We start from the raw sequence: 23,927 nt of genomic DNA, 5'->3' as shown, positions 1-23,927 counted from the left end.
GGAACCGTATGCCCGGCTTTCGTACCCCACTGCGGCGGGTGAAACCAGGCCGGGGTGCCGTCCTGGGGCTAGTGATCGCTGGTGGGACTGATGTGACTGATGGGTTCCCGGCTGGCGATCAACGCGGCCAGCACCGTCGTCACCGGGACCGCGGCGACGATGCCGACACTGCCCGCCAGGGTTCGCACGATCTCCTGCGCGACGTCCTGCGAACCGAGGATCGAGCCGAGCCCGACGCCGGAGATCGACGAGTACAGCATCACCGGCAGCGCCGCACCCGCATAAGCCATGACCAGGGTGTTCACCGCCGAACCGACGTGATCGCGGCCGATGCGCAGCCCGGCGGAGTACAGCTCGCGCCAGGTCAGCGCCGGGTTCGCGCGGCGTAGCTCCCACACGGCGCTGGTCTGGGTGACGGTGACGTCGTCGAGCACGCCGAGTGCGCCGATGACGATCCCGGCCAGCAGCAGCCCGCGCGCGTCGATGCCGTGCCCCAGCGACGCGATCAGCGTCGAGGTGCTGTCGTCCAGCCCGGTCAGCGAGGCCGCCGCGGAGAAGAGCGCCGACAGCGCGCCGATCAGCGCGAGGCTGACCAGGGTGCCCAGCACCGCCACCGAGGTGCGCGCGGACAGGCCGTGCGTCAGGTACAGCGCGATGAACATGATCAGTCCCGCGGCGATGATCGCCACCAGCAGCGGGTTCTGCCCGGCCAGGATCGCGGGCAGCACGAACGCCACCAGCACGACGAAACTGAGCACCAGCGCGCCGAGCGCGGCCAGACCGTGCCAGCGCCCGAGCACGACGACGGCCACCGCGAACAACGCCGCCAGCACCACGAGCGGCAGACCGCGCTGGAAGTCGATCAGCTGGTAGGAGGCGGGGTCGGCGGCGTCCCCGCCGTTGTAGGCCAGTACGACGTCGTCACCGGCGGAAAAGCGGGGCGTGCTGGGCTCGACCGGCACGGTCAGTTCGATGCCGCGGCCACCGGCCGGACCGTCTTCGAGGGTCACCTGCACGGTGAGGCACGGCTTGGCGTCCGGATCGGGCTGGACGCCGACCTGCACCTGCCCGGCGGCCAGGCACGGTCCGGAGGTGGCGGTGGTGATGGTGCCGTGCACCGGTGTGCCGGACGAGATCGCCGACGTCGGTTCGTCCTGGCCCCACGGGTAGAGCACCAGCGCGGCGGCGACGGTGATCAGCGCGAGGGGACCGAGGATCCAGGCGAGCAGCAGCTTGACGCGGCGGGAGGCCGGGGCGGCGGGGCCGTGCCCGTGGCCGTGACCCGTTTCGCGGTCCGGCTCGGCCGGGGTGGTGGACCGGCGACGGCGCGCGGCGCCACCTGGGCGGTCGGGAGTGCCGGGTGCCACGGGTTTCGCGGAGTGGGTCCGCCGGGACGCGCCCCCGGCGCCCGTTCCGGCAGCCCGCGTCGGAACCTCGGCGGCGCGGTGGCCCGTCGCTTCGGCGGGCTCCGCCGCCGCGCGGCGCACCCCGGCGGGATCGGCCCGCCGGGCGGGCGGGTGCTCCCCGGTGGACTGACGCCGGCCGTGGCGGCCGGTGCCCACCTGCCGCGCGTCGGCCGCGGAGGGCCGGTCCGGGGAGCCGCCAGGGCCGGCGTAGCCGCGGGTGCGCCGCGCACGCCGCTGCCCGCGGTCGGAGGGGGCAGCAGGCGGCGGCCCGGGGACGCGGGGAATCGGACCGGTGTCCGCCTCGGCGTTGTCGTCGTCGTGCCGCACGGGACCCATCGTCCCGCCCGGCCCGCTCACTCCTTCGGGTGGGTCGGAGAATTTCCCGCCGGAACCGCGTAACAGCCGCCGTGCTCCGACGTCCTACTGGCGAAGAGCCGCGGGATGTCGAGGAGGCCGATCGTGCACGCGGAAATGGTCGAGGAGCACCAGTTCGTCAGCCTGGGCGGGTACGAGATCCCGGTCTTCTCGCGGTGGAGCTACACCACCGCCGACCCCTACGCCGTCACCCTGTCCTTCCGCGCCGACCGCGGGCAGTGGGTGGAGTGGTGCTTCGCGCGGGACCTGCTGGTCGCCGGGCTGAACGGGCCGTCCGGACACGGCGACGTGCGGATCCGGCCGAGTGTCTCGGACGATCCGGACCAGCTGCTGATGGAGCTGGAATCGCCCGACGGGTACGCGGTGGTCGAGTTCGGCCGGGAAGCCGCGGCGCGGTTCGTCGCCTCCACCCACGCTCTCGTCCCGCTGGGCGAGGAGAGCGCGCTGGTCGACGTCGACGGGTTCATCGCGGAGATCACCAAGGTCTGAACGCCGTTCCCCGCCGCGGCGGACGGCGTTCACCCCGTCGTGATCAGCTGCGCGGATGAGCCTGCTCCAGCGTGCCACCGCGGCGGTGGCCGCGCTCCTGCTCCTCGTGCTGTCCGCCCCGGCGGCGTCCGCCGAGGGCGGCCTCGCCCGCGGCGTCGGCTACCGGACGCTGACCCTGTCCACCGCGCACGGGCCCGTCGTCGCCCACCTGGTGACCGCCGACCTGAGCGACCCGCGCGTGGACGTCGACCTCCTGCACCCCGCCTCCGTCGCCGAGCGCGCGACGGTCTCCGCGCTGGCCTCCGCGCAGCACGCGGTGGCGGGCATCAACGGCGACTTCTTCAACATCAGCGAGACCCACGCCGGGATCACCCCGACCGGATCGTCGGTCGGACCGGAGATCGCCGACCGGGACGCCCTCAAGTACGCGGTGCCGGACGGGCAGCGGTTCGGTCCCGCGATGCCGGCCGGGGTCACCACGAGTGACGTGTTCGGGCTCGGCGCCGACCACCGGTTGCGCACCGCGCGGCTGCGGTTCGCGGGCACGCTGCACACCGGACGCGGCTCGTTCGACCTGGAGGGGCTGAACCAGTACGCGCTGCCGGTCGACGGCATCGGCGTCTACACCCCGGAGTGGGGCCCGATGTCGCGGGCGCGGGCGGCGTGCGGCACGGACACCGACCGGTCGGCGCCGTGCACCACCCGGGTCGAGGAGATCGTCGTGCGGCACGGGGTGGTGACCGCCGAGTCCGCCGCGCCGGGTGCGGGCCCGATCGAACCGGGTTCGGTGGTGCTGCTCGGCCGTGAGCGCGGGGCGACGGAGCTGGCCGGGTTGCGCGTGGGCGACCGCGTGCTGGTGACCGACCGCATGGTGGCGCGGGGTGTGCCGCCGTTCGAATTCGCGGTGGGCGGCTTCCCGATCCTGGACGACGGCGTCCCACTGTCCGAGCTGGACGCTTCGCTGGCGCCGCGCACGGCGGCCGGGACGAGCGCGGACGGCCGGACGCTGTACCTGCTCGCCGTCGACGGCCGCAGCGCCGCCAGCACCGGGATGGGCGTCGGCGAGGTCGCGGCCCTGCTGGCCTCCTACGGTGCGAGCGAAGCGGTCAACCTGGACGGCGGCGGTTCGACGACGCTGGTGACGGCCGGGCGCGGTGGCCCGGTGACGGTGCGCAACACGCCTTCGGACGGTGCCGAGCGTGCGGTGGCCAACGGAGTGGGCGTCTTCGTCCGGTAGGTGTCGTGACCTGAGACGTTGTGGAGGGTCGGGGCAGTCGGCTGATGGGTGGGTGGCCTTGTCGGGCGGAGTGTGGGTGTTCGGTGTTGTAGTGCTGGGCCCAGGTGGGCAAGGCTGTCAGGCGGTGGGTGTTGGAGGTCCAGGGCTGGGCGTAGGCGAATTCGGTGAGCAGGGTGTGGTTGAAGCGTTCGGCTTTGCCGTTGGTCCAGGGGCAGCCGGGTTTGATGTAGCGGCGGCGCAGCCCGAGGGCGGTGCAGACCGCGGCCCAGCAGGTGCCGCGGGGGTAGACCAGGGCGTTGTCGGTCAGGATTCGCAGCACGGTGATGCCGTGGTGGCGGAACCAGGCCACGGCGCGGTGCAGGAAGGCGGCGGCGGTGGTGTCGCGTTCGTCGGGCAGGGCTTCGACGTAGGCCAGGCGGGTGTGGTCGTCGATGGCGACGTGCAGGTAGTCGTAGCCGATACCGCGGCCGCGGACCTGCTCGCTGCGGCCGTGCACCCGCCAACCGCCGCCGTCAGGCACTCGGCCGAGTTTCTTGACGTCGATGTGCAGCAGCTCGCCCGGGGCGCGGCGTTCGTAGCGGATGCCCGAATGCCGCCGCCGCACCGGCATCCCGGTGATCGGGTCGATCGCCGACAACGGTGGTACGTCCCGACGACGCAGGACACGACCGACGGTGGAGGCCACTAGCCCGAGCTGCCCGGCAATGAACACCGCACCCCGATGGCACTGCTGCCGCAACGCCAGGATCGCGGCTTCGGTCTCCACGGGCAGGCGGGTGGGGCTGTGATGCGGGCGGGAGGAACGATCGACCAACCCGGCCTCGCCCTCCTCCCGGTGCCGCGCCAGCCACTTGTAGACCGTGGATCGCGCCACCCCGAGCTGCTCAGCAATCCGCGCCGGCGGCCACCCCGCCTGATAACGCTGCACAATCAATGCCGGGCATACACCGTGGTGCGTGCGTTAGCGTGACCCATCGAGGACCTCCAGGACTGGTAGTGGATGCATCGCAACACCCACTCCGCCCGGAGGTCCTCCCCACGATCAACCCAACACGCCGTCCACAACCTCACGAGTCACGACAACTAGGCGTCGGGCAGGGCGGCGCGCCTGCGGAGCACGACGTGCCCGTGATGGCCCGCCGCGACGAGGATCTGCGCGCCGGTGACGATCACCAGTACCCACTCGGCCCCGAGGTGACGCACGAGGAACGCTCCGGCGACCGCTCCCGCGACGAGCCCGGCCACCGACACCACGCGACGGGCGGTGGTGCCGCGGTCAGTGGGGGAGCGGCTGGCCAGGTCCGCCGCCAGCGCGGTGACCGTGCGGGTGAGCACCGTGGTCGTCATGTCCGGAACGGCCAGGCGGTTCACCGTGGCGTTGCGGATGCCCATTCCCAGCGCCAGCCCGGCCACCGCGGGATACCGGGCATCGGCGAAGGTGGCGAGGGCCGCCAGCGCCGTCAGGGCGGCCTCGGCCGACAGGGCGCTGACGAACCACCGGTGCGGGACCCGCTCGGCGAGTGCGGCCGCCATCCTCGCCGCGATCGCCACCCCGGCGAGGAACGCGCCCAGCGCGGTCAGCGAGGCGGCGATGTCGAACCCCGGCTCCCCGGTCGCGGCGAAACCGAGCAGCACCAGGTTGCCGGTCATGTTGGCGGTGAAGACCTGCCCGAGCGCGAGGAAGCTGACCGCGTCGATCAGCCCGCTCAGGACGGTGAGCGCCCCGAGCGCCACCGGCAGCGGCGGCCGTTCGATCAGCTTGCCCGCCATGCGTTCTCCCGTTCCGCGCCGCGATCGTCAGCGTCCACAGGGGACGCTCAGCCACTCCTGCGGCGGCACCCCGAGCCGGATCATGTCCAGTTGCTCCAGCAGCGTCGTCAGGTGATCGGGGTCGTCGAGGTACTCCAGCGCCGCACGGTAGAACGCGTTCGTCATCGTGGCCGGCATCAGATCGGAGGCGTCGAAACACAGGGTACTGCCCGAGCGCAGCGTTTCGGCGACCTTGCGGGCCGTCGGGTTGCCGTCGTACACGCGCAGGTCCACCGCACGCGTCGCGGAGAAGGCGCCTCCTCCGCTGGCTCTCGGCCAGATCTCCTGCGCCGCCGGGCTCGCCAGGTACCGGATCAACGCGCGCGAGGCCGGGGTGTCGGTGAACATCCCGGCCAGGTCCGCCGACACCTCGTACGTCCCGGGCGCGACGTCGGGCCCGGCGGGCGGGACGGCGACGAAGTCCAGCTTCCGCCCGGCCTCGGGATACTGAGCCAGCATGAACGAGCCGTTGTGCTCGTACGCGCAGCGTTGCGGGTCGTCCACCATTCCCTGGTGCGCGTCGCGGAAGTCGGTCAGCAGCAGGCGTGCCGGGTTGTCCCCGACGGTGCGCGCCATCATCGCGCCCCACGTCTCCCACGCCCGCCGCACCGCCGGTGAGGTCCAGGCCAGCTGCCCGGCCGCCCACTGCCGGTAGACGTTGGTCCCCACCTGGTGCAGCAGGATGTCCTCGACCCAGTCGGTGCCCGGCCACCCGGACACCGGCGGCGCGCTCAGGCCCAGGCACCACGGCTGCCCGGCGGTGGCGGTGGTGAACTCGTCCCACGTGCCGGGCTGGGTGAGGCCGTGCAGCAGCGGGTTGAACCACACGATGCTCTTGAGGTCCACCTTCACCGCGACGCCGTACAGATGCGCCTGCCCGGCCACCTGCAGCTGGAGCCACTGTGGACCGTAGATCTGGGCGGGCGGCGCGCCGAGCACGTCGTCCAGCGAGTACAGGTTGTGCGAGCGCACGTAGGTGACCAGCTCGCCCGGGTTGGGCACCACCGCGATGTCGGGCGGGTTGCCGTTCTGCACGTCCGAGGCGAGCACCTGCGACACCGCGCGCGTGCCCTGGTAGTGCACGCGCACCCCGGTCTGCGCGGTGAACCCGGCCAGCACCTGTTCGAACGCCGCGCCCTCCGCGCCGGTCCACGACGCGAGCACGGTGATGGTGCCCGCACCGGAGGTGGGGCCGCACCCGGCCAGGCACGCGGCGAGCAGGATCAGGGCGCCGAACAGGTTTCTCATGGGCGGAACCGGTATTCGTCGAGCCGGCGGTGCAGGCCCCAGCCGGCGAGGAGGGCGATCGCGAGCGTCACGGAGGGCACCACCAACGGCAGATCGGTGCTCGCCGCGGCCGCCTGCAGCCGCTCGTTGACCTCCCGGGTGCCCGCGGCGGTGGTCGCCTCGTCCGGGATCGTGCCGGGCACGCTCGTCGGTGCCGGGCCCGCCGCGCCCACGGTCGGCCCGCAGTCACCGCGGCAGTGCGCGGTGACCAGCCGGATCAGTTTGTCCTGCCCGTCGGTGTCGGTGAAGGCCATCCGCCGGTCCCAGCCCGCGAGGACCGTGGTGAGCCGCTCCCGCGCGGTTTCCAGCCGGTGCGCCGCGACCAGCGTGAACATCATGCTCGCGCACAGCCCGAGCAACAGCAGGGTGGCGGCGGCCAGCTGCGGGTTGACCAGGCGCTGGAAGCGCTTTCCGAGGTAGAGCTGCGTCACGCACAGCAGGGCCAGCAGCAGCGCCAGCGGCACCGCCCACAGCGCGGGCGTGGCCGGGTGCAGCCAGCCGGTGTCCAGTTGCCGGGCCAGTGCCTGCTCCTGCACCGACCGCAGCTCGTCGAGCTGGTCGAGCACACCGTCGGGGGAGTGCAGCAGCTGCGACGAGGCGTCCCACAGGTCGGCCGTGCCGACGACCTCGCCGCCGCCCTGGCGGTAGTGCGCGTCGGCCTGCGCGATCGCCGCCCGGTAGGCCGCGAGCAGGCCCTCGACCAGCCGCAGGAGCTGGCTACCGGACTCGCCGGACTCGTTCAGCTCGGCGACACGGGTCAGGCTCTGGCTGGCCAGCGCGGTCTGGGTCGCGTACTCGGTGCCCGCGCCCGCCAGCCGGACCTCGCCGGAGGAGAAGCTGCGCACCGCCGCGCGGTCGGCACGGATCAGCGCGGATTTCGCCGCCGCCACCTCGATGACGGCCTGCACGGTCCGGTCCCGCACGGTCTCCGCCGTCACCTGCACGCCCCGCACCGTGGCGAACGAGGTGGCGAGCACGGCCACCGTCGTCACCAGCAGCGCCAGCCGCGACCGGACGAGGACCGCGCGGGTCGTGGAGGTCACCACAGCGACCTCACCCGCACCGCGTTGGCCCGGTCGATCAGCACGTCGTGCTCGTCCGCGGTGCGCGCCTGACGCGCCAGGACGCGGTAGGACTCCTCGAGACGGTCACGGAGTCCCCTCTCCGACACCGGGTCCCCGAGCAGCGGGCCTGGCGGCACCGCACCGTCACCGTGGTCGAGGACGTGGGTGAAAGCGCTCTCCTGGACCGCCGCCGCCAGACGTTGCCACGTCTCCTCGCTGTCCAGCGTCAGGACCTGCAACCGCTCGGCGGCCGCCGCGATGTCCTCGGCGGAGGGGTACCCGCCGCCGGGCAGGTGACCGGCGAGGATCCGCACCGCGGCCACCGCCGCGGCGTGGCGGTGCAGTGAGATGTCCGGGACCTCGTCCAGGATCGCCACCGCGGCGGCCCGCTCGCCCGCACGCAGCCGGATGCGCGCCAGCCCGAACGCGGCGCTCACGTAGAGGCGGTCACACACCCACACCGCCTGGTAGAAGCGCGCCGCGGTGGCGGGCCGCTCCAGGTGTTCGGCGCAGAACCCCAGTGCCAGTTTCGGCGCCAGCTCACCGGCCTTGGAGCGGTACACGTCGTCGAACAGGTCCACGGCTTCGCTGACCCGGTGCTCGGCCAGCGCCAGCAGACCGCGGTGCCAGGCGGCACGCCAGTCGTGGTGCGCCCGCCAGCCCAGGTGCCGTTCCGCGGAGGCGAGCCGGTGGGCGGCGGCGTGCCCGTCCCCGGCCTCCAGGTGCGCGCGGGCCTGGTGGAAGTCCACCTCGACCGACCCCGGCAGCGCGGCGAGCTTGGTCAGCAGCCGTGCCGGGTCCGGGGCGCGGACGGTGCGCAGGAGCGGCGTCCGCGGGTCGGCCGGATCGGGGACCGGCACCGGCAGACCGGTCGCGACCGCCGCCGGGGAGGGCCGCCCGTCGGGCAGTGCCGCGGACCCGCCCAGCGTCCACGCGGTCAGCGGCGGCGCCAGGCTCAGCGATTCGTCCAGCAGCACCGCCGATTCGGCGAACACCTCCGAGCGCACCGGCCGGGGCCGCCCGTCGGCCAGGCACCGCACCTCCCGCAGCACGCCGCGGACCTGCCGCAGCATCTCCGGCACGTCGGCGAACCGCCGGTCGTAGTCGGTGGTCGCGCGCGCCACGAGACGGCGGAACGACTCCCCACCGGGATCGTCCGCACCGCATTCGACGAGCTCGTCGAGCATCACCCCGACCCCGTGGATGTCGGCGCGTTCGGTCAGCCCGTGCTCACGGATCTCGGTGTGCCCGACCAGGTAGGGCGGGGTGCCCAGCACCATGCTCTCCCGGTCGCCCGCCCGCCGGATCGCGCCGAAGTCGATCAGCTTGACCGTGTCGCCGGTGCGGATCACGTTGTCCGGCTTCATGTCGCAGTACAGCAGGCCCTGCCGGTGCAGGTAGTCCAGCGCGCCCAGGATCTGCACGGCGCAGGCGAGCGCGTCGGCGATCGGCAGGCCACCGGCTTCACGCACCGTGCGCAGGGACGGCCCGTCGACGTGGTCCATCACCAGGTACCGCTGCCGGTCGTGCGAGACGACGTTGAAGATGCGCACGATGTTCGGGTGCTCGAGCGCGGTGAGTACCCGGCTTTCGTGCTCGGCCAGCTTGATCGCGGCCGTGTCGTGCGGGCGGGTCAGCCCCTTGAGCACGACCTGCTTGCCGTCGAGGTTGCGGTCACGGGCCAGATAGACATAGCCGAAGGCGCCCCGCGCGAAGCACGTGGAGACCTCGTACTGCCCGGCGACCAGCTCACCAGGCCCGAGCCCGCCGACGGAACCCGGGGGCTCTTCTCCGAAGCCCACTCACCGGAGGTTACGACACGTCACCTGTCCGTGGCTAGACACGGTTCAACGGCGAGCTGCAGCGAGCCTGCTCCAAATCGGAGCTGGGTGGTCATCCCGTCGCCGGCCCGTCCGGCGAGGACTGTCCCTTGATCTTTGATCCTGCGCGTGGGGCAAGCGGCCGCTGGGCGCGCTGCCGTGCAGTAGTCGGTCACCACAGACCGCCCCCGACCCTCCTCGCGGATGGTTTCGGTCGCCGAGCAGACGCGTCAAGGCGGGAAAGAGTACCTTGACACGTCTGATCGGTGACCGAAGCGGGCTTGGGGCGAGGGGTGGGGGAGGTCCTGGACCGGTCGAGTGTTGCCTTGCGTTGCCGGGCCGGTTTGCGCGGGCCTGGGTGACTTAGGACCGTGCCCGCAAGTAGGCCGGGTCGGCGGCCGGGATGGGTACGTCCGGTCTGTTGCCCAGGATCTGGTTCATCGCCTCGAAGTAGGGTGGTGCCGCGACCGTGCCGCCGAACGCGCCGTGTCCGCAGTCGCCCAGGTGCACCGGGTTGCCGGGGCAGATTTCCTTCGGGTGAGGGCCGTCGGCGAAGACCATGGACGACACCGCGTAGTCGTCGACGCCCCCGACGAACGCGACGGACTCGCTCTGCTGTGTGGTGCCGGTCTTGCCGAAGTCCGCGTGGTGCCATCCCGCCGCGGCGGCCGCCGACGCCGACGTGCCCGACACCGTGTCCTGGCTCAATCCTGCCAGCAGCGAGTTCGCCAGCCCGGCGGGCACGGCCTGTTCGCACGCCTGCTGCCGGACCGGCACGTCCTGGCCGTACCGGTCGGTCACCGACAGCACCGGGTTCGGCGGGCACCACGTGCCGCCGCTCATCAGCGTCGCCGACACGTTGGCCATCTCCAGCGGGCTCACCGGGCTGTTGCCGAGCGTGAAGGACAGCTTGTCCTGAAAGTACTGCGACTGCGGCTGGCTGTACTGCGTGTTGTCCGACGACGGATCCGGCTTGGCGCCCGCGTCGTTGGTGGTCAAGGTGGTGCGCAGGCCCAGGCGCCGCGCCATGTCCAGTACCGCGGGCATCCCGACCTGCTGCTCCAGATTGACGAAGGCGACGTTCGGCGACGTGGCGAGGCCGTTCCGCAGCGAGATCGGATCGGGATAGTTCACCCCGTCGTTCTGCACGCAGTACGGCTGTGTGTACTCGTTCGCGCCGGGCTGGGTGAAACACTGGCCGGCCCGGTTGGGCAGCGGAGTGTCCAGGCCCGCCTTCCCGCTCTCCAGCGCCGCGGCCGAGGTGAAGATCTTGAAGGACGAACCGGCCCCGAACACGTTGCTCGCGCTCGACAGCAGGTTCGTCGACGTCTCGCCCGCCGCGGGATCGGTACCGTAGTTGCGGTTGGCGACCATGGCCAGCACCTCGTGCGTGTCCTGTCCCGGCCGGATGACCGCGAAGGTGTTCGCGACCCCGTTCTGGGCGGTCGGCACGTTGGCGTCCACGGCCTGCTTCGCGATGCTGCTCACCCGCGGATCCAGCGTGGTGCGGACGGTGTAGCCACCGGTTTCCAGCTGGTCCGCGGTGAACCCGGCCCGGATCAGGTAACTCTCCGCGTACTGGCAGAAGAACCCGGCGTCGGGCGCGGCGCCCAGGCACGTACTGGAGGGCACGTCCGGTCCGCCGGGCAGCACCTCCAGTGGCGCGGCCTTCGCGGTGGCGGCGTCGGCCGCGGCGAGGGTCCCGGTGCTGACCATCGCGTCGATCACCAGGTTGCGCCGCTGCAGCGCCCGGTCCGGGTACTTGTAGGGGTTGTAGACGGCGGGGTTGTTGACCATCCCGGCGAGCAGCGCGGCCTGCGGCACGGTCAGTTCGTCCGGGGTGGTCCCGAAATACGCGTGCGCGGCCGCGCCGACGCCGTAGATGTTGCCGGTGAACTCGACCACGTCGAGGTAGCCGGTGAGGATGTCCTCCTTGGACTTCGTCTGTCCGAGCTGGACGGCGATCTTCGCCTCGCGCAGCTTGCGCGCGATGGTGTCGGCCTGGTCGGACAGCTGCGCCGCCCGGTTGTTCCGGTCAACGACGTTGATCAGGTAGTTCTTGACGTACTGCTGCGTGATCGTCGACCCGCCCTGCGTGCTGCCGCCGGAGGAATCGTGCAGCGCCGCGCGGACCATGCCCTTGACGTCGACACCGCCCTCGTCGTAGAAGCGCCTGTCCTCGATGGACACGATGGCGGCCTTCATCGCGGGCGAGATCTCGTCGGCGGTGACCGGGAGGCGGTACTGGTCGAACAGGGTCGCGATCGGGGTGCCCTCGCGGTCGGTCACGGTGGTGACCAAGGGCTGCTCGCTGGAGGCGAGCGTCGCCGAGATCCCGTCGACCGCGTCGGCGACCTGGTTGGACAGCACGCCCGCGCCGAGCGCGGCGGGTGCGGCCACCCCGGCGGCGAGCACTCCCGCGACCACGCAGCAACCGAGGAACCGAGGAACACCACGAGGCAGACGCACTCGGTGGAGGATAACCGCGCCGGGGTGAAGGCCGGGTTGCCGGAATCGTCTTTACCTGGTGTAGAACCGGTCTTGGGGTCAGTGCACCGGCACGCACTCCGGGGCGAACGCGTCGCGCACGCCGTCCGGGCCCAGCTTCGCGAACGCCCACAGCGCGCTCGCCGTGCGCAGCCCGGTCTGGTGGCACACCGGCGGCGGCGCCGGGTAGTCCACCCGCAGATCGCGTTCGGCGAACGGGTGCTCGGTCAGGTACTTCGCCCCGCCCCGGCCGCACAGGTAGGTTCCGGCGCCGACGGCGGCGGTGAGGTCGGCCAGGCGCTCGGACCGGCCCGAGCGCGAGGGCAGATCGCTGCTGCGCACCACGTGGCCGCGCCAGCCGAGGCGGTGCAGCATCGCGCGCACCGACACTTCGGCGACCACCGCGAGGCGCTCGTTCAGCGCGAGCGCGGCCAGTACCTGGCCGACGATCTCGCCAGTGGTGTCCCAGTGGGCGCAGCGGCCGTAGTACTGCCGCACCAGGCGGGACATCACGACGTGCGCGGCCGCCGGGTCGGCCAGGCGCAGCTCGGCGATGCGGCTGTCCCGGCCGCGCGGCCGGTGCACCGGCACGGTCAGCCAGCGCTGCGCCTGCGGGTCGCGGGGCGCCGCGAGCCGGGCGCGGTGCTGGTAGTCGCGGGCGTTGAACTGGACGTCGTCGAGCACGACCCAGACGTCGGCGCGGAACAGCTTGGCCAGTGTGGACAGTCGGGGGAAGAGATTCGGTTGATGAACGGCGCAGGAAAGCGTCTCGGGCACGGCCCGTATGGAATCACAGCATGCGGCTGGAGAATCCGGCGGCCACCAGCCGGCGATAAGCTGAATACACGATCGGGGGAATTTTCTGCGGTATTGCGAATCCCTTTCGCGGATACTCGATGAGACGTTGGAAATCGCCCACGATCATGTCGATCAGATCGGTGCCGTGCTGGGTGCGCAACGCGTACTCGGTCAGCGACACCGGAGCCGACGCGCACACCGGTTCGATCTCCGGCCACACCTTGCGGGTGGTGGCGAACGCACGCCGCTCCATGTAGGGCATCGAGACCAGCATCAGCGACGACACGGAAACCCCCGCCGTGTCCAGGATCTCGCGCGAGAACGCGATGTTCTCGCCGGTGTTGGTCGCCTTCGGCTCCACCAGGATCGCCTCGTCCGGCACTCCGAGTTCGAGCGCCCGCTCCCGGTAGTGGACGCCTTCACCGCGCGGGAACCGGCCGGCGGTTTCGCGGCTGTTGCCGCCGGAGAACACCACGAGCGGGAACAGGCCCCGGTGGTACAGTTCCGCGGCGTGCGCGGCGACACCGAGGTCGTTGCACCCCAGCGCCACCGCGGCCGAGCACGGTTTGGGCAGGTGGCGCAGGCGGTGGAACTCCCAGACGAGTTCGGCGTCAGCCCACACCCGGTCGAGCAGTACTTTCCGCATGGGCGTTCTTACCGGCACTCGAAACCGTGACGAATGCGGTCGATGCTGCGCAATTGGTGCATGAGCCCGTAGCGGGTGGAAATGCCCGCGGTCCGGTCGAGAATGGCGAGCCCGGAATCGGCGGTGGCCCGGTCGGACAGGAGGATGTGCGCGTGCGCGGTGCCCAGCCGCACCTGTTGCAGCGGGGTGTCGTCCACCCGGTTGGACAGCGCCACGTCGATCGCGCGCCCGGCCGCCGCCAGGTCACCCGTGCCGCGGTGTGCCAGCGCCAGTTTCTGATGCGCGATCGACCAGTCCGCCGGTTCTTCGAGCGCCTCGAACTCCCGGATGGCGGGGACGATGTGCGTGGCCGCCGACTCGTGCAGCCCGCGCTTGCTCAGCGCCGTGCCCACCCAGAGCCGGGCGCGGGTCCGGTCGTGCGCGGACAGCCGTTCGTCGGCCGTCAGGCTCTCGTACCGCTGCGCCGCGGACTCCAGCTGCCCGGACATCTCGTCGATGACGACCAGCTGCAGTTCCAGCTGCGCCACCCGGCGCGGCGACTCCAGCTCGGTGAACACCCGCAGCGCCTGGCGGTAGACGTGCTCGGCGGACAGCGGACCGCGCAGCGCGCCCTGGTCCTGCCGCACCTCGCCGAGCAGCCGCAGCGAACGGCCGTAGAGGTACATGCCCTGGCGGTCGGAGCTGTTCGGCTCGAACCGGCCCAGCCACCGGTCCAGCAGGGTGCGGGCGAGGCGGAACTCCTGCCGTCCCAGGCACGCCACGGTGCGGTCCAGATCGTCGGTCCAGGCTTCGTAGTCGTAGCGGGGAGCGGGGACCGAGGCGCGGTCCGCCTCGCGCGCCTCGGTGACCAGCACCTCGAACCGGCCGCGCGCACCGGTGTCGGCCCTGGCCAGCGCGGTGTCGAGGATGGCCTGCGTGTCCGGGCGCGGCACGGTGGCGGACCCGCCGCTCTCCCATTTCGCGACCGTGCGTGCCGCGACACCGAGGTAGGCCGCGAACCCCCGCACCGACAGCCGGAGGGCGTGCCGCAACAGCCGCGCCTCCCGCCCCGTCCACTGCTGGGCGGTCGCGGCTCCCGGAGAATGCTTCCCGGCGGCCACCCCATCAGGTTAACCACATCGAGGCGGGGCAAGTACACCGAAAGTGCAACGGTGGTTCGTTTCCGTCACGAGTTCGCTCGTTCAGTCTAGAGCGAGGCACTCGTCGCCGGGATGACTCCTTTGTCCCGGGCCGATCCCCGGCGCCGGGTGCCGCTCCATCCCTCCCACCGCGCCGGGTGGCGCGCGCTCCTCCGCCCGCGGAACGCGCGCCACCCGGACTCCGGCGCGGTGGTCCTTCTGCCGCACGGGAAACCGGTGCAGCGAGATGTCGTCGTCCCCGTGGCGCACTACGATGGGCTGATGACCGGCAGCATCTCCACCCCTGCCCGGAACACGTTCCGCGAGCAGCAGTGGCGGGAAGCGCACGACCGCTACCTCGAGTGCGCCAGGGAGGTCTTCGCCCGCCTCGGGTACCACGCCGCCACCGTCGCCGACGTCGTGGCGGCCGCCAGCGGCAGCCGGGCCACGTTCTACGCGCACTTCCGCGACAAGGCCGACATCGCGGCCGCGTTGTTCGAGCGGATCCTCGCCGACACCGCGGCGCTGTACCGGATGCCGGCGCGGTTCCCGGAGCTGACGCGCGATCGCGTGCGTGCCTGGCTGGACGAGGACGTGCTGGCGTTCTGGACGCGCTACGCCGTGGAGATCGACGTCCTCACCCAGGCCGTCGCCGACGATCCGCGCGTCGCGGCGCGGCACTACCAGTGGGGGGTGGACGCGGCACGCGAGCTGGCGCCCTACCTGGCACTGTGGACCGGTGAGCACGAGCAGGCCGGGCTCACGCGCGCGCTGTTGCTGGTGCTGCAACTGGAACAGGCCTGCTACCACTGGCTGATCCGCGGCGTCGGCCACGACCGGGAGCTCGTGCTGGACGTGCTCGCCGACGTGTGGTGGCGCGAGCTGACGTTCCTGCGCACCGGCCCGTGACCGTCCTCCTCGACGGCGGTCTCGCCACCGAACTCGAAGCGCGCGGCCACGATCTGTCCGACGCGCTGTGGTCGGCCCGGCTGCTGGCCGACGACCCCGACGAGATCGTCGCGGCGCACCGAGCGTTCTTCCGCGCCGGGGCGCGGATCGCGACCACGGCCAGCTACCAGGCGAGCCTCGCCGGCTTCGCCGAGGCGGGGCTCGACCGGGAGGAGGGCGTCCGGCTGCTGCGCCTGAGCGTCGAGCTCGCGCGGGAGGCCCGCACCAGTGACGGCCAGCTGGTGGCCGCGTCGATCGGCCCGTTCGGCGCGACCCGCGCGGACGGATCGGAATATCGTGGCCACTACGGTTTGTCCGTGGCGGACCTGACCGCGTTCCACCGCCCCCGTGCCGAGATCCTCGCCTCCGCTGGCCCGGACCTGCTGGCCTGCGAGACCGTGCCCGATGTGGACGAAGCCGAGGCGATGCTGCTCGCCATCGAGGATCTCGGCGTCCCCGCGTGGCTGTCCTACACCATCGAAGGCGAGAGCACGCGCGGCGGGCAGCCGCTCACCGAGGCGTTCGCGGTGGCCCGCGGCAACGACCAGATCGTCGCGGTCGGAGTGAACTGCTGCGATCCCCGCGACGTCGCCGTAGCGGCCGGGATCGCGCGCGAGGCGAGCGGGAAACCCGTGATCGCCTACCCGAACAGTGGTGAGCACTGGGACGCCCGCGCGCGCCGCTGGACGGGGGAGTCCCGGTTCGGGCGGGACTGGCTGCCCGCGGGAGTGGCGTACGCGGGCGGGTGCTGCCGGGTCGGGCCCGACGACATCGCCGCGCTCGCCGCCGCGATCACACCGCCAGCAACGGGATCGCGACCAGGGTGAGGTCGCCGACCAGCACGACCGGGGTGGCGAGCCGCCGCATCCGCGACAGGGACCGGCGTGGCCCGGCCAGCGCGGCCATCCCGCCCAGGAAAGCGCCTTCCGCGACCATCCCGGCCAGCGCCCACCCCGGTCCGTAACGCCACCACAGCCCGGCGCCCAGCAACGCGAGACCCGTCGCCACGAGCACGCAGGAGATCACCAGCGTTCGCCGTGGACCGTACCGCGCGCCAGGGGTGCGGACGCCCGTCCGCGAGTCGGCCTCGTGGTCCGGCACCGAAAACCACGTCGTCCGGCCGAACGCGAGCACGCACAACCCGGCCAGCACCGGCACCATCGATCGCTCCAGTGACGGCCGGACCGCGAAGTACGACGCCAGGCCCGGCACCGCGAGGAACCCCGCCCCGAACACCGCGGGTCCCGCGAACCCGCGCCGCTTCAACCGCACCGGTTCCAGGTTGTAGAGCACGTGCGCGCCGAGCGCGGTGGCCACCACCAGCACCGCCGCCCACCGTCCCAGGCACAGCGCGACCGCGACCGCCAGCACCAACGCGGTGCAGGCTTCGGCGGCGGCCCAGCCGAAGATGCGCCTGCTGCCGAAACGCCGGGTGGCGCCCGCCAGCGCGGCCTTGTCCCGGTCGTGGGCGTCGGTGTGCAGATCGGCGGCGGTGTTGAGGGCCAGCCCCGCCAGCAGCGCCAGCAGGGTCGCCACGACGGTGACCACGACCGGTCCGCTGAACAGGTGCCGTGGATCGGCGGTGGCGAAGGCCGCGCCCCAGCACGCGTAGGCGAGGTAGCTCAGGGGAAGGGGGAAGTGCAGGCGGTGGACGAGGACGACATCGCGCCACCTCGTCAGTCCCGGCACGACACGACTTCCAGACACAGCCGCGCCGACGGCGCCATCGCGTGCCCCCGCAGCCGCGTCACACCGGCCCGCGGGTTCACGCACCGCAGAACCCGGCGGCGGAGCAGGGCGGCGGTGGCCATCCGGATCTCCAGCAGCCCGAGCTGGCTGCCCAGGCAGAACCGGCTGCCGCCGCCGAAGGGCAGGTACCCCTCCGGTGTGCCACGGCGGCCCAGGAACCGGCCGGGATCGAACGTGTGCGGCGACGGGAAGTATTCGGCGCGGTGGTGGGCGAGGTAGATCCCGGGCGTCAGCACGGCCCCGGCGGGCAGCCTCCGGCCGAGCAGCTCCACCGGCCGGGTCAGCGCGCGGTTCCCGGCGACCTCCACCGGTGGCCGCAGGCGCAGCGCCTCGGAGATCACGGCCTGCAGCATGGGAACCGCGGCTGGATCGGCGCCGTCATGGACCTCCACTTCGGACAGCACGGCGTCGCGGAGGTCCGGTCGGCGGGTGAGCCAGTACACCGTCCACGCGGTCGCCGAAGCGGATGTCTCGTGCCCGGCGAACAACAGCGACACGATCTGGTCGCGCAGCTCACCGTCCGGCACCGGCCCGAGCGGACCCTCACCGCTCACCAGCGGCGACATCAGGCCCCCGCCCGCCGTCGCGGCGGCGACGAGCCGGGCGTCGAGCGCGGGCCCGGACGGCGGCAGGCTCCTGCCCGCGAACCGGTGGTAGAGAAGGCGGCGGCGCGAGCCCAGCGCGTGCTCCAGCCAAGTGGTGACCTCACGCAGCAGCACGGGATCGGCTTCCCCCAGGACGATCCGCGCGACGATGGTGAGGGCGAGTTCCCTGGTCCACTCCGCGAGCCGGAACACCGTGCCCGGCCGCAGCGCGTCGATCGCCTCGGCGGCGGACTCGGCGATCAGCCCGTGGTAGGCGGTGAGACGGCGCCCGCGCAACGGCGCCCCGAACGCCGCACGATAGGCGGTGTGGCGCTCGCCGTCGGTCCACAGCACCGAACGCGGGCCGAGCAGCGGGGAGAGCGAGCGGCTGCCCGGATGCCGCAGGTGCGGGTCCTGCCGGAAGACCTCGGCCAGCGCTTCGTGGTGCCACACGAGGATTTTCGGTACCGCGCCGGTGCGGAGGTCCAGCATCGCGGCCGGATCGTCGGCGTGCGCGTGCAGGAAGCGCAGGGGCGCCACGGCGAGGGCGAGTTCGATGCGGTTCATTCACGCGGTCCGGACGGCGATCCCGGGTCTCAGACGCGTCAGCAGCGCCGCGACCGAGGGACGGGTACGGGCCAGGTGCAGCGCGGCGATACCCTCCGCGCGCACGATCCGGCCCGGCGTGTACAGGTCCTTGTCGTGCCACAGCGGCGGATGGCGAGTGCCCCGCCAGGACAGCAGGAACACGCACCCGCGCGCGGCGGCCTCGTCGGCGCGCGGATCACGGGCGCGGACCAGGACCTGCACGGCGTAGGCGGTCTCCTCGAAGGTGCCGCCCCACCGGCCCCACGAACCGTCCGGCCGCTGCGTGTCGAGCAGCCACCGCAGCGCGCGGCCGCGAGCCGTCGTGCCGTAGCCGCCCGCCGCCAGCGCCAGCACGCACCGTGCGGTGGCGTAGTACGGGGACGCGTGCCACTTGTCGGTCCAGCTGCCGTCGGCGTGCTGCCTGCCGGCGATCCACGCGGCGGTCGCGGTGGCCACTTCGGACGGCCCGCTCGTGCGCAGGGCCTGCAGTACATGGGCGTTCGTGGTGACCGACGGTGTGCGCTCGTCCGGATAGGTGCAGAAGTGACCGTCCACACGGTACTCGTGCAGGCAGCCGAGCGGATGCGGCCGTCCGTGCGAGGCGAGTGCGTACAGCGTGGCCGAGGTGTCGTCGGCGTCCGGCGGCAGTCCCGGCCCGCCGGAGATCCCGTCCGGCCCGAGCCCGGCCGCCAGCCCGTCGAGCACGCCGTCGGGCACCGGGACCGGCACGCCCGCGTCCGCGAAGGCCGACAGCACCCAGGACCGTTCGAACACGGCCAGCGGCGCGGCGACCGGCACCGGGCCGCCGTGGCGGGCCTGGGTGTCCTCCAGGTACCGCCGTCCCGGGTGCGCGGCCGTGCCGTCACCACCGAACCACGCGGCCGTCGCGGCGGGGGAGCAGCCGAGACCGTCCGCTCCGGGGCGCGCGAAGGCGACCCCGCGCGCGGCGGATCCCAGCGCCTCCAGCGAATGCAGGATCTTGTCCGGCAGTGCCGCGCCGTCCTCCGCCAACCGGCGCAGTCCGTGCAGGATCGCGGGGTGGGTCCCGTCCGGGTCCGGCAGGCGGTGATGCCGCCGCGCGAGCGCGACCCCGGCGGTGTCCAGCCGCTCCAGGTGCGCGTTGACCGCGGACACCAGGGCCGGCACCAGGATCTCGACCGCCACCGTGTCCGGCAGGTCGGCCCGCAGATCCCGGCCCCACCGCGTGGAGAGCGCTTCCAGACCCCGCCCGGCCGCCGCCGCGACCGCCGGCGAGCCCGTGCGATGGAACTCCGACAGCAGCGCCTCCGTGGCGCTCAGCGTGGGCAGCAGCCCGTAGCCCTCCGGGCCACCCCAGCCGCCGTCGGGCGCCTGCTCGCCCAGCAGGAACGCGACGCGGTTCGCGTGCCCGGTCAGGTCCGGGGCGAGTGTGACGAGCCGGGCGGTCTCGTACACCGAGGGGGAGTAGTCCCCGTACGGATCGGTGGCCATGGCGTGCACCAGGTGGCGCGCGGGCTCGGCCAGGTCGGTGGTCATGGGCGGTTCCTCGTTGGTGCATCGGCCACGGTGATCACGCTCGGTGCACCGGCCGTGACGTTGTGGATGAACCTAACACCGCTGAACACCGTTCTGGACCCGTTTCGCCCGTCTGGCGGAGTAATCCGGTGGAAGTAAGCCTGTCGGCGGGATGGATCGCCGCCCTCGCTACGTTGAGTGTCGAGGAGAGACGTGGCCAGAGTGGCAGGAGGCTGTGGTGTTCGATCCGACGGAACTCTACGAGGTGGACTCGGAGCTCCCGGAGTTGAGCGGGGCGGTGCTGTTGCACCAGCTCGACGGCTTCATGGACGCCGGGCAGGCCGGCGCGCTCGTCAGTGAGCACCTCAAGGAGAACTGGGACAACCGGGTGGTGGCGCGGTTCGATGTGGACCGGCTGATCGACTACCGGGCACGCAGGCCGGTGATGACGTTCGCCACCGACCGGTGGGAGAGCTTCGACACACCCGAGCTGGCGGTGCGGCTGTTCCACGACGAGAGCGGCACGCCGTTCTTGTTGCTGAGCGGGCCGGAACCGGACACGCAGTGGGAGGGCTACGCGGCCGCGGTGCAGTCGCTGATCGAGCGCTGGGACGTGCGGATGACCGTGTCGTTCCACGGGATCCCGATGGGCGCGCCGCACACCCGCCCGCTCGGGGTGACCGCGCACGCGACGCGACGCGAGCTGATCGGCGACTACGAACCGGTGCTGAACCGGCTGGAGGTTCCGGGAAGCGCGCTCAACCTGACCGAGTTCCGGCTCGGGCAGGCCGGGCACGACGCGGCGGGGTTCGCCGCGCACGTCCCGCACTACCTGGCGCAGTCGCGGTACCCAGCCGCGGCGCTGACCGTGCTGGGCTCGATCACGCGGCTGGCGGGGCTGTCCCTGCCGGACGACGTGCTGGTCGAGTCCTCCCGGCGCACCGACGCCGAGATCGCCCGCCAGGTGGCCGATTCCGACGAGGTGGCCGAGGTCGTGCACGCCCTGGAACGGCAGTACGACCTGTTCGTCGAGGCGATGGACGGGAAGAAGACCCTGCTGGCGGACGAGGACGCGATGCCCACGGCCGAGGAACTCGGCGCCGAGTTCGAACGCTTCCTCGCCGAACAGGACCGCCGCGACTGACCCCGCGCGAGACTCGCGGGAGGGTCAGGGGAGATGGTGCGGTGCGCGCTTCGGCGCGTGCCGCGGCCAGCCGGGTGACGGGGCACCGGTGCGGGCGAACGACAGCCATGCCGACCGCAGCTCGCGGCCCAGCTCGGTCAGCGACGCCCATTCGGCGCCGGCCAGCATCGGCGCGTCCCGCCAGGACACCTCGTCGCCGAGCAGGAACGGCAGGTCCACACAGTGCCCGGCGCCGTAGGGCGAGTCCGGGGCGCCCCAGTCGAAGACGTAGCTGTACACGCGCCCGCCGCGCGCGGCGAGCTGGTCGGCGAACGCGCGGGACGGCCCGCCGAACATCCACCGCGTGATCCCGGCCTTGACCGCGGCCACCGCGTGCGCGGTGCCGGGGAACCGTTCCAGCTGGACGATTCCGGGCTTCCCGGTGAGGAACGAGTTCATCTCGGCCGCCGTCGTGCCGATGAGCACGTCCACCTCCGGCGCGAACCGGGCGCGCTGCGACAGCCACTGCGTGACCCCCGGCAGCGGCGCGGCGTCGGCGGCGGGACTGAACGGCGGCACCGAGTACAGCCCGCCCGGCCCGGCCGCCTTCACGATGGTCTCCTCCTGGGCCCGCAGGATCTCCTCGACCGGCGCGGTCCGCGGGTCCCGTCCGAGCGCGGCGGTGAACAGCCGGGCCGTGCGGGCCGCGGCGCGTGCTCCGGCGAGCTTGAGCCCCAGCGGCGCGCTCTGCAGGACCGCCCGGTGGAACAGTCCGCGCGCCTCGGGCAGCGCCATCAGGCAGGCGATCGAGTGGGCACCCGCCGACTGCCCGACCACGGTGACGTCGTCCGGATCACCGCCGAACGCGGCGGCGTTGTCCCGCACCCACCGCAGCGCGGCGAGCTGGTCGAGCAGACCGAGGTTGCCCGGTGCCACCCCGGGCAGGCGCAGGTAGCCGAGCGCGCCGAGGCGGTAGTTGGGCGCCACGAACACGACATCGCCCTCGGTGACCAGCCGGTGCCCGCCGTAGAACCCGAACGAGTTGGCGCCGGTGACGTACGCGCCGCCGTGCAGCCACACCAGGACCGGGCGGCGCCGGTCGTCGGCGGCCGGGGTCAGCACCGTCAGGTTGAGGCAGTCCTCGTCCTGGCCGGGCACGTCCCGCGGCACGCCCATCACGCCGTCCGGGCGCACCGGCGGCTGCGGGCTGACCGGGCCGTGACGGGTGGCGTCGCGGACACCGGTCCACGGCTCGACGGGTTCGGGCGGGGCGAACCGGGACGCGCGGGCGAACGGGATGCCACGGAACTCCGCCAGGCCGTCGCCGGTGACGAATCCGCGAATCTTGCCGCCGCCGGCGGCCACCACCGTGTCCACACCACCACTTTAACGGCCACGCGCGGACATGATCGCGGAGCGCGTTTCACCATCGTGACGCTGTGTGCCCGGCGGTCCTCGTACGGCCGTTCGGCCCAGTGAGGCCGAAGGACCCTCGCCGCGTGGCGGCGGCGCCGATAACGTCGCCGGAGAACTTCGCGCCAGGAGGTACTCCGATGCCGTTCACCGACCGGAGGCATGCCGGTCGCCGCCTCGCGGCGCGACTGGACCGGTGGCGAGGCAGGGATGTGGTCGTGCTCGGGCTGCCGCGCGGGGGTGTGCCGGTCGCCTACGAGGTGGCCCGCGCGCTGGGCGCGCCGCTCGACGTGATCCTGGTGCGCAAGCTCGGGGTGCCCTACCAGCCGGAGCTGGGTCTGGGCGCGCTCGGCGAGGGCGGGCTGCGTGTGGTGGACCCGGATTCGTTGCGGCGCTTCGGGATCCGCGCTCCGGAGCTGGCTGCGGTCGAGTCCGCGGAACGGTCCGAACTGGACCGTCGCGCGGCACGGTTCCGGACGGGACGGTCGCGGCTGCCGCTGTCCGGGCGGGTCGCGGTGATCGTCGACGACGGCGTGGCGACCGGGGCGAGCGCGCGCGTCGCGGTGGCGGCCGCGCGGGCGGCGGGCGCGGCGCGGGTCGTGGTGGCGGTTCCGGTCGGGTCCGGCAAGGCGGTGGAGTCGCTGGCGGAGGACGCCGACGACGTGGTGTGCCTGGAGTGCCCGGCCCCGTTCACCGCGGTCGGGCAGTGGTACGCCGACTTCGTGCAGACCCCGGACGAGGAGGTGGCGCGGCTGCTCTCCGGTGAGGCCGTGGAACCGGACCCGGCCGCGGGTGACGAGGAGGTCACCGTGTTCGCCGGGGCGGTCCCGCTGGCAGGCAGGCTGACAGTGCCGGAGCGTGCCGCCGGGATCGTGGTGTTCGCGCACGGCGGCGGCAGCGGGCGTCACAGCCCGCGGGCCAGGTGGGCAGCGGAGGTGCTGCACCGGGCGGGGTTGGCGACGCTGCTGGTGGACCTGCTGACGCCGAGCGAGGAGGCCGATCGCGCGCGGGTGTTCGCGGTCGAGCTGCTGGCCAGCAGACTGGTGGAGGTGACCCGGTGGGTGCGGCGGCGGACCGGGCTGCCGGTCGGCTACTTCGGCACCGGAACGGGCGTCGCGGCGGCCCTGCTCGCGGCGACGGACTACCGGGTGGAGGTGGCGGCCATCGTCGCGCGCGGCGGACGCCCCGACCTCGCGGCGAAGCGACTGGGGTGGGTGCGCGCCCCGACGATGCTCATCGCGGGCGCCCTCGACACCGCGGTGCTGGACCTCAACCGCGCGGCGCACGCCCAACTGCGCGGTGAGACGCACCTGGCGGTGGTCCCCGGCGCGACGGGCCTGTTCGAGGAGCCGGGTGCCCTGGACGCGGCCGCCGGTCTGGCCAGGGACTGGTTCCGGACACACCTGGCGCCGGTGCGCGTCGAGGGCACCTGAGGGCCCGCCGCGGTGGGGTGCCGGTTCAGTGGCACACCCCGGGCGAGTGCCGCGCCGGG

The 23,927-nt window shown here is 72.9% G+C and carries 19 protein-coding genes and 1 pseudogene; 6 read left to right on the top strand and 14 right to left on the bottom strand.

The window, feature by feature from the left end; translation table 11 throughout:
* Positions 1–68: 68 nt before the first annotated feature.
* Complete coding sequence (locus HNR02_RS28840) at positions 69–1,733, bottom strand: YibE/F family protein (protein ID WP_312861205.1); 1,665 nt, start codon at positions 1,731–1,733, stop codon at positions 69–71.
* Positions 1,734–1,865: 132 nt separating this feature from the next.
* On the opposite strand from HNR02_RS28840, the gene HNR02_RS28835 reads away from it, so the two are divergent.
* Positions 1,866–2,270, top strand: a complete 405-nt coding sequence (locus HNR02_RS28835; protein ID WP_179776760.1) for an SsgA family sporulation/cell division regulator — start codon at positions 1,866–1,868, stop codon at positions 2,268–2,270.
* Between the two features lie 55 nt (positions 2,271–2,325).
* Entirely contained in the window at positions 2,326–3,507 is a 1,182-nt protein-coding gene (locus HNR02_RS28830; RefSeq protein ID WP_179776758.1) for a phosphodiester glycosidase family protein, read from the top strand.
* A 34-nt stretch (positions 3,508–3,541) separates the two neighbouring features.
* On the opposite strand, the pseudogene HNR02_RS28825 reads toward HNR02_RS28830, so the two are convergent.
* The 9 genes and pseudogenes from HNR02_RS28825 to HNR02_RS28785 all read right to left on the bottom strand — a co-directional run.
* Positions 3,542–4,482: pseudogene (locus HNR02_RS28825) on the bottom strand (IS481 family transposase); the annotation flags it as partial.
* 108 nt (positions 4,483–4,590) lie between these two features.
* The gene (locus HNR02_RS28820) at positions 4,591–5,277 is read right to left on the bottom strand and encodes a YoaK family protein (protein ID WP_179776756.1); all 687 of its coding nucleotides are present in this window, start codon (positions 5,275–5,277) and stop codon (positions 4,591–4,593) included.
* Between the two features lie 27 nt (positions 5,278–5,304).
* Entirely contained in the window at positions 5,305–6,564 is a 1,260-nt protein-coding gene (locus HNR02_RS28815; protein WP_179776754.1) for an ABC transporter substrate-binding protein, read from the bottom strand.
* Positions 6,561–7,646, bottom strand: a complete 1,086-nt coding sequence (locus HNR02_RS28810) for a GlnX family signal transduction membrane protein (protein WP_179776753.1) — start codon at positions 7,644–7,646, stop codon at positions 6,561–6,563. Before HNR02_RS28810 ends, HNR02_RS28815 begins: the two co-directional genes overlap by 4 nt.
* Entirely contained in the window at positions 7,643–9,469 is a 1,827-nt protein-coding gene (locus HNR02_RS28805; protein WP_179776751.1) for a serine/threonine protein kinase, read from the bottom strand. The genes HNR02_RS28810 and HNR02_RS28805 overlap by 4 nt, the downstream gene beginning before the upstream one ends.
* Before the next feature lie 381 nt (positions 9,470–9,850).
* Positions 9,851–11,956 (bottom strand): transglycosylase domain-containing protein, encoded by a 2,106-nt coding sequence (locus tag HNR02_RS28800; protein ID WP_179776749.1) that lies wholly within the window; start codon positions 11,954–11,956, stop codon positions 9,851–9,853.
* 78 nt (positions 11,957–12,034) lie between these two features.
* Positions 12,035–12,751 (bottom strand): WbqC family protein, encoded by a 717-nt coding sequence (locus HNR02_RS28795; RefSeq protein WP_179776748.1) that lies wholly within the window; start codon positions 12,749–12,751, stop codon positions 12,035–12,037.
* A 13-nt stretch (positions 12,752–12,764) separates the two neighbouring features.
* Positions 12,765–13,418 carry a YdcF family protein gene (locus tag HNR02_RS28790; protein WP_179776746.1) on the bottom strand — a complete coding sequence of 218 codons (654 nt, stop codon included), beginning with the start codon at positions 13,416–13,418 and terminating at the stop codon, positions 12,765–12,767.
* 8 nt (positions 13,419–13,426) lie between these two features.
* The gene (locus tag HNR02_RS28785) at positions 13,427–14,518 is read right to left on the bottom strand and encodes a helix-turn-helix domain-containing protein (protein WP_179776744.1); all 1,092 of its coding nucleotides are present in this window, start codon (positions 14,516–14,518) and stop codon (positions 13,427–13,429) included.
* Positions 14,519–14,818: 300 nt separating this feature from the next.
* Here HNR02_RS28785 and HNR02_RS28780 point away from each other — a divergent pair, with 300 nt between their 5' ends.
* Together HNR02_RS28780 and mmuM are read left to right on the top strand one after the other, a co-directional pair.
* A complete protein-coding gene (locus tag HNR02_RS28780; RefSeq protein WP_179776742.1) occupies positions 14,819–15,445 on the top strand; it encodes a TetR/AcrR family transcriptional regulator in 627 nt (208 codons plus the stop codon).
* Entirely contained in the window at positions 15,442–16,311 is an 870-nt protein-coding gene (gene mmuM, locus HNR02_RS28775) for a homocysteine S-methyltransferase (RefSeq protein ID WP_179776741.1), read from the top strand. The genes HNR02_RS28780 and mmuM overlap by 4 nt, the downstream gene beginning before the upstream one ends.
* Here the strand turns inward: mmuM and HNR02_RS28770 are convergent.
* From HNR02_RS28770 to HNR02_RS28760, 3 genes are read right to left on the bottom strand one after another with little or no spacing between them, the layout of a single operon-like run.
* Complete coding sequence (locus HNR02_RS28770) at positions 16,277–17,173, bottom strand: UbiA family prenyltransferase (RefSeq protein WP_179776739.1); 897 nt, start codon at positions 17,171–17,173, stop codon at positions 16,277–16,279. The genes mmuM and HNR02_RS28770 overlap by 35 nt on opposite strands.
* Positions 17,161–18,384 (bottom strand): cytochrome P450, encoded by a 1,224-nt coding sequence (locus tag HNR02_RS28765; protein WP_179776737.1) that lies wholly within the window; start codon positions 18,382–18,384, stop codon positions 17,161–17,163. The genes HNR02_RS28770 and HNR02_RS28765 overlap by 13 nt, the downstream gene beginning before the upstream one ends.
* Complete coding sequence (locus tag HNR02_RS28760; RefSeq protein ID WP_179776735.1) at positions 18,385–19,920, bottom strand: prenyltransferase/squalene oxidase repeat-containing protein; 1,536 nt, start codon at positions 19,918–19,920, stop codon at positions 18,385–18,387.
* A gap of 214 nt (positions 19,921–20,134) precedes the next feature.
* Between HNR02_RS28760 and HNR02_RS28755 the strand changes: the two genes are divergently transcribed.
* Complete coding sequence (locus HNR02_RS28755; protein WP_179776733.1) at positions 20,135–21,043, top strand: proteasome assembly chaperone family protein; 909 nt, start codon at positions 20,135–20,137, stop codon at positions 21,041–21,043.
* A gap of 24 nt (positions 21,044–21,067) precedes the next feature.
* Here the strand turns inward: HNR02_RS28755 and HNR02_RS36290 are convergent, their stop codons facing one another.
* Positions 21,068–22,399 (bottom strand): carboxylesterase/lipase family protein, encoded by a 1,332-nt coding sequence (locus HNR02_RS36290; RefSeq protein ID WP_179776731.1) that lies wholly within the window; start codon positions 22,397–22,399, stop codon positions 21,068–21,070.
* A 176-nt stretch (positions 22,400–22,575) separates the two neighbouring features.
* Here HNR02_RS36290 and HNR02_RS28745 point away from each other — a divergent pair, with 176 nt between their 5' ends.
* On the top strand, positions 22,576–23,868 hold the full coding sequence (locus tag HNR02_RS28745) for a phosphoribosyltransferase family protein (protein WP_179776730.1): 1,293 nt from the start codon (positions 22,576–22,578) through the stop codon (positions 23,866–23,868).
* The last annotated feature ends 59 nt before the right edge of the window (positions 23,869–23,927 follow it).

It is taken from the genome of Amycolatopsis endophytica (genome assembly GCF_013410405.1).
Lineage (GTDB): Bacteria > Actinomycetota > Actinomycetes > Mycobacteriales > Pseudonocardiaceae > Amycolatopsis_E > Amycolatopsis_E endophytica.
Note: the sequence above shows the minus strand (reverse complement) of the source record. Positions and strands in the feature narration are given on the sequence as shown.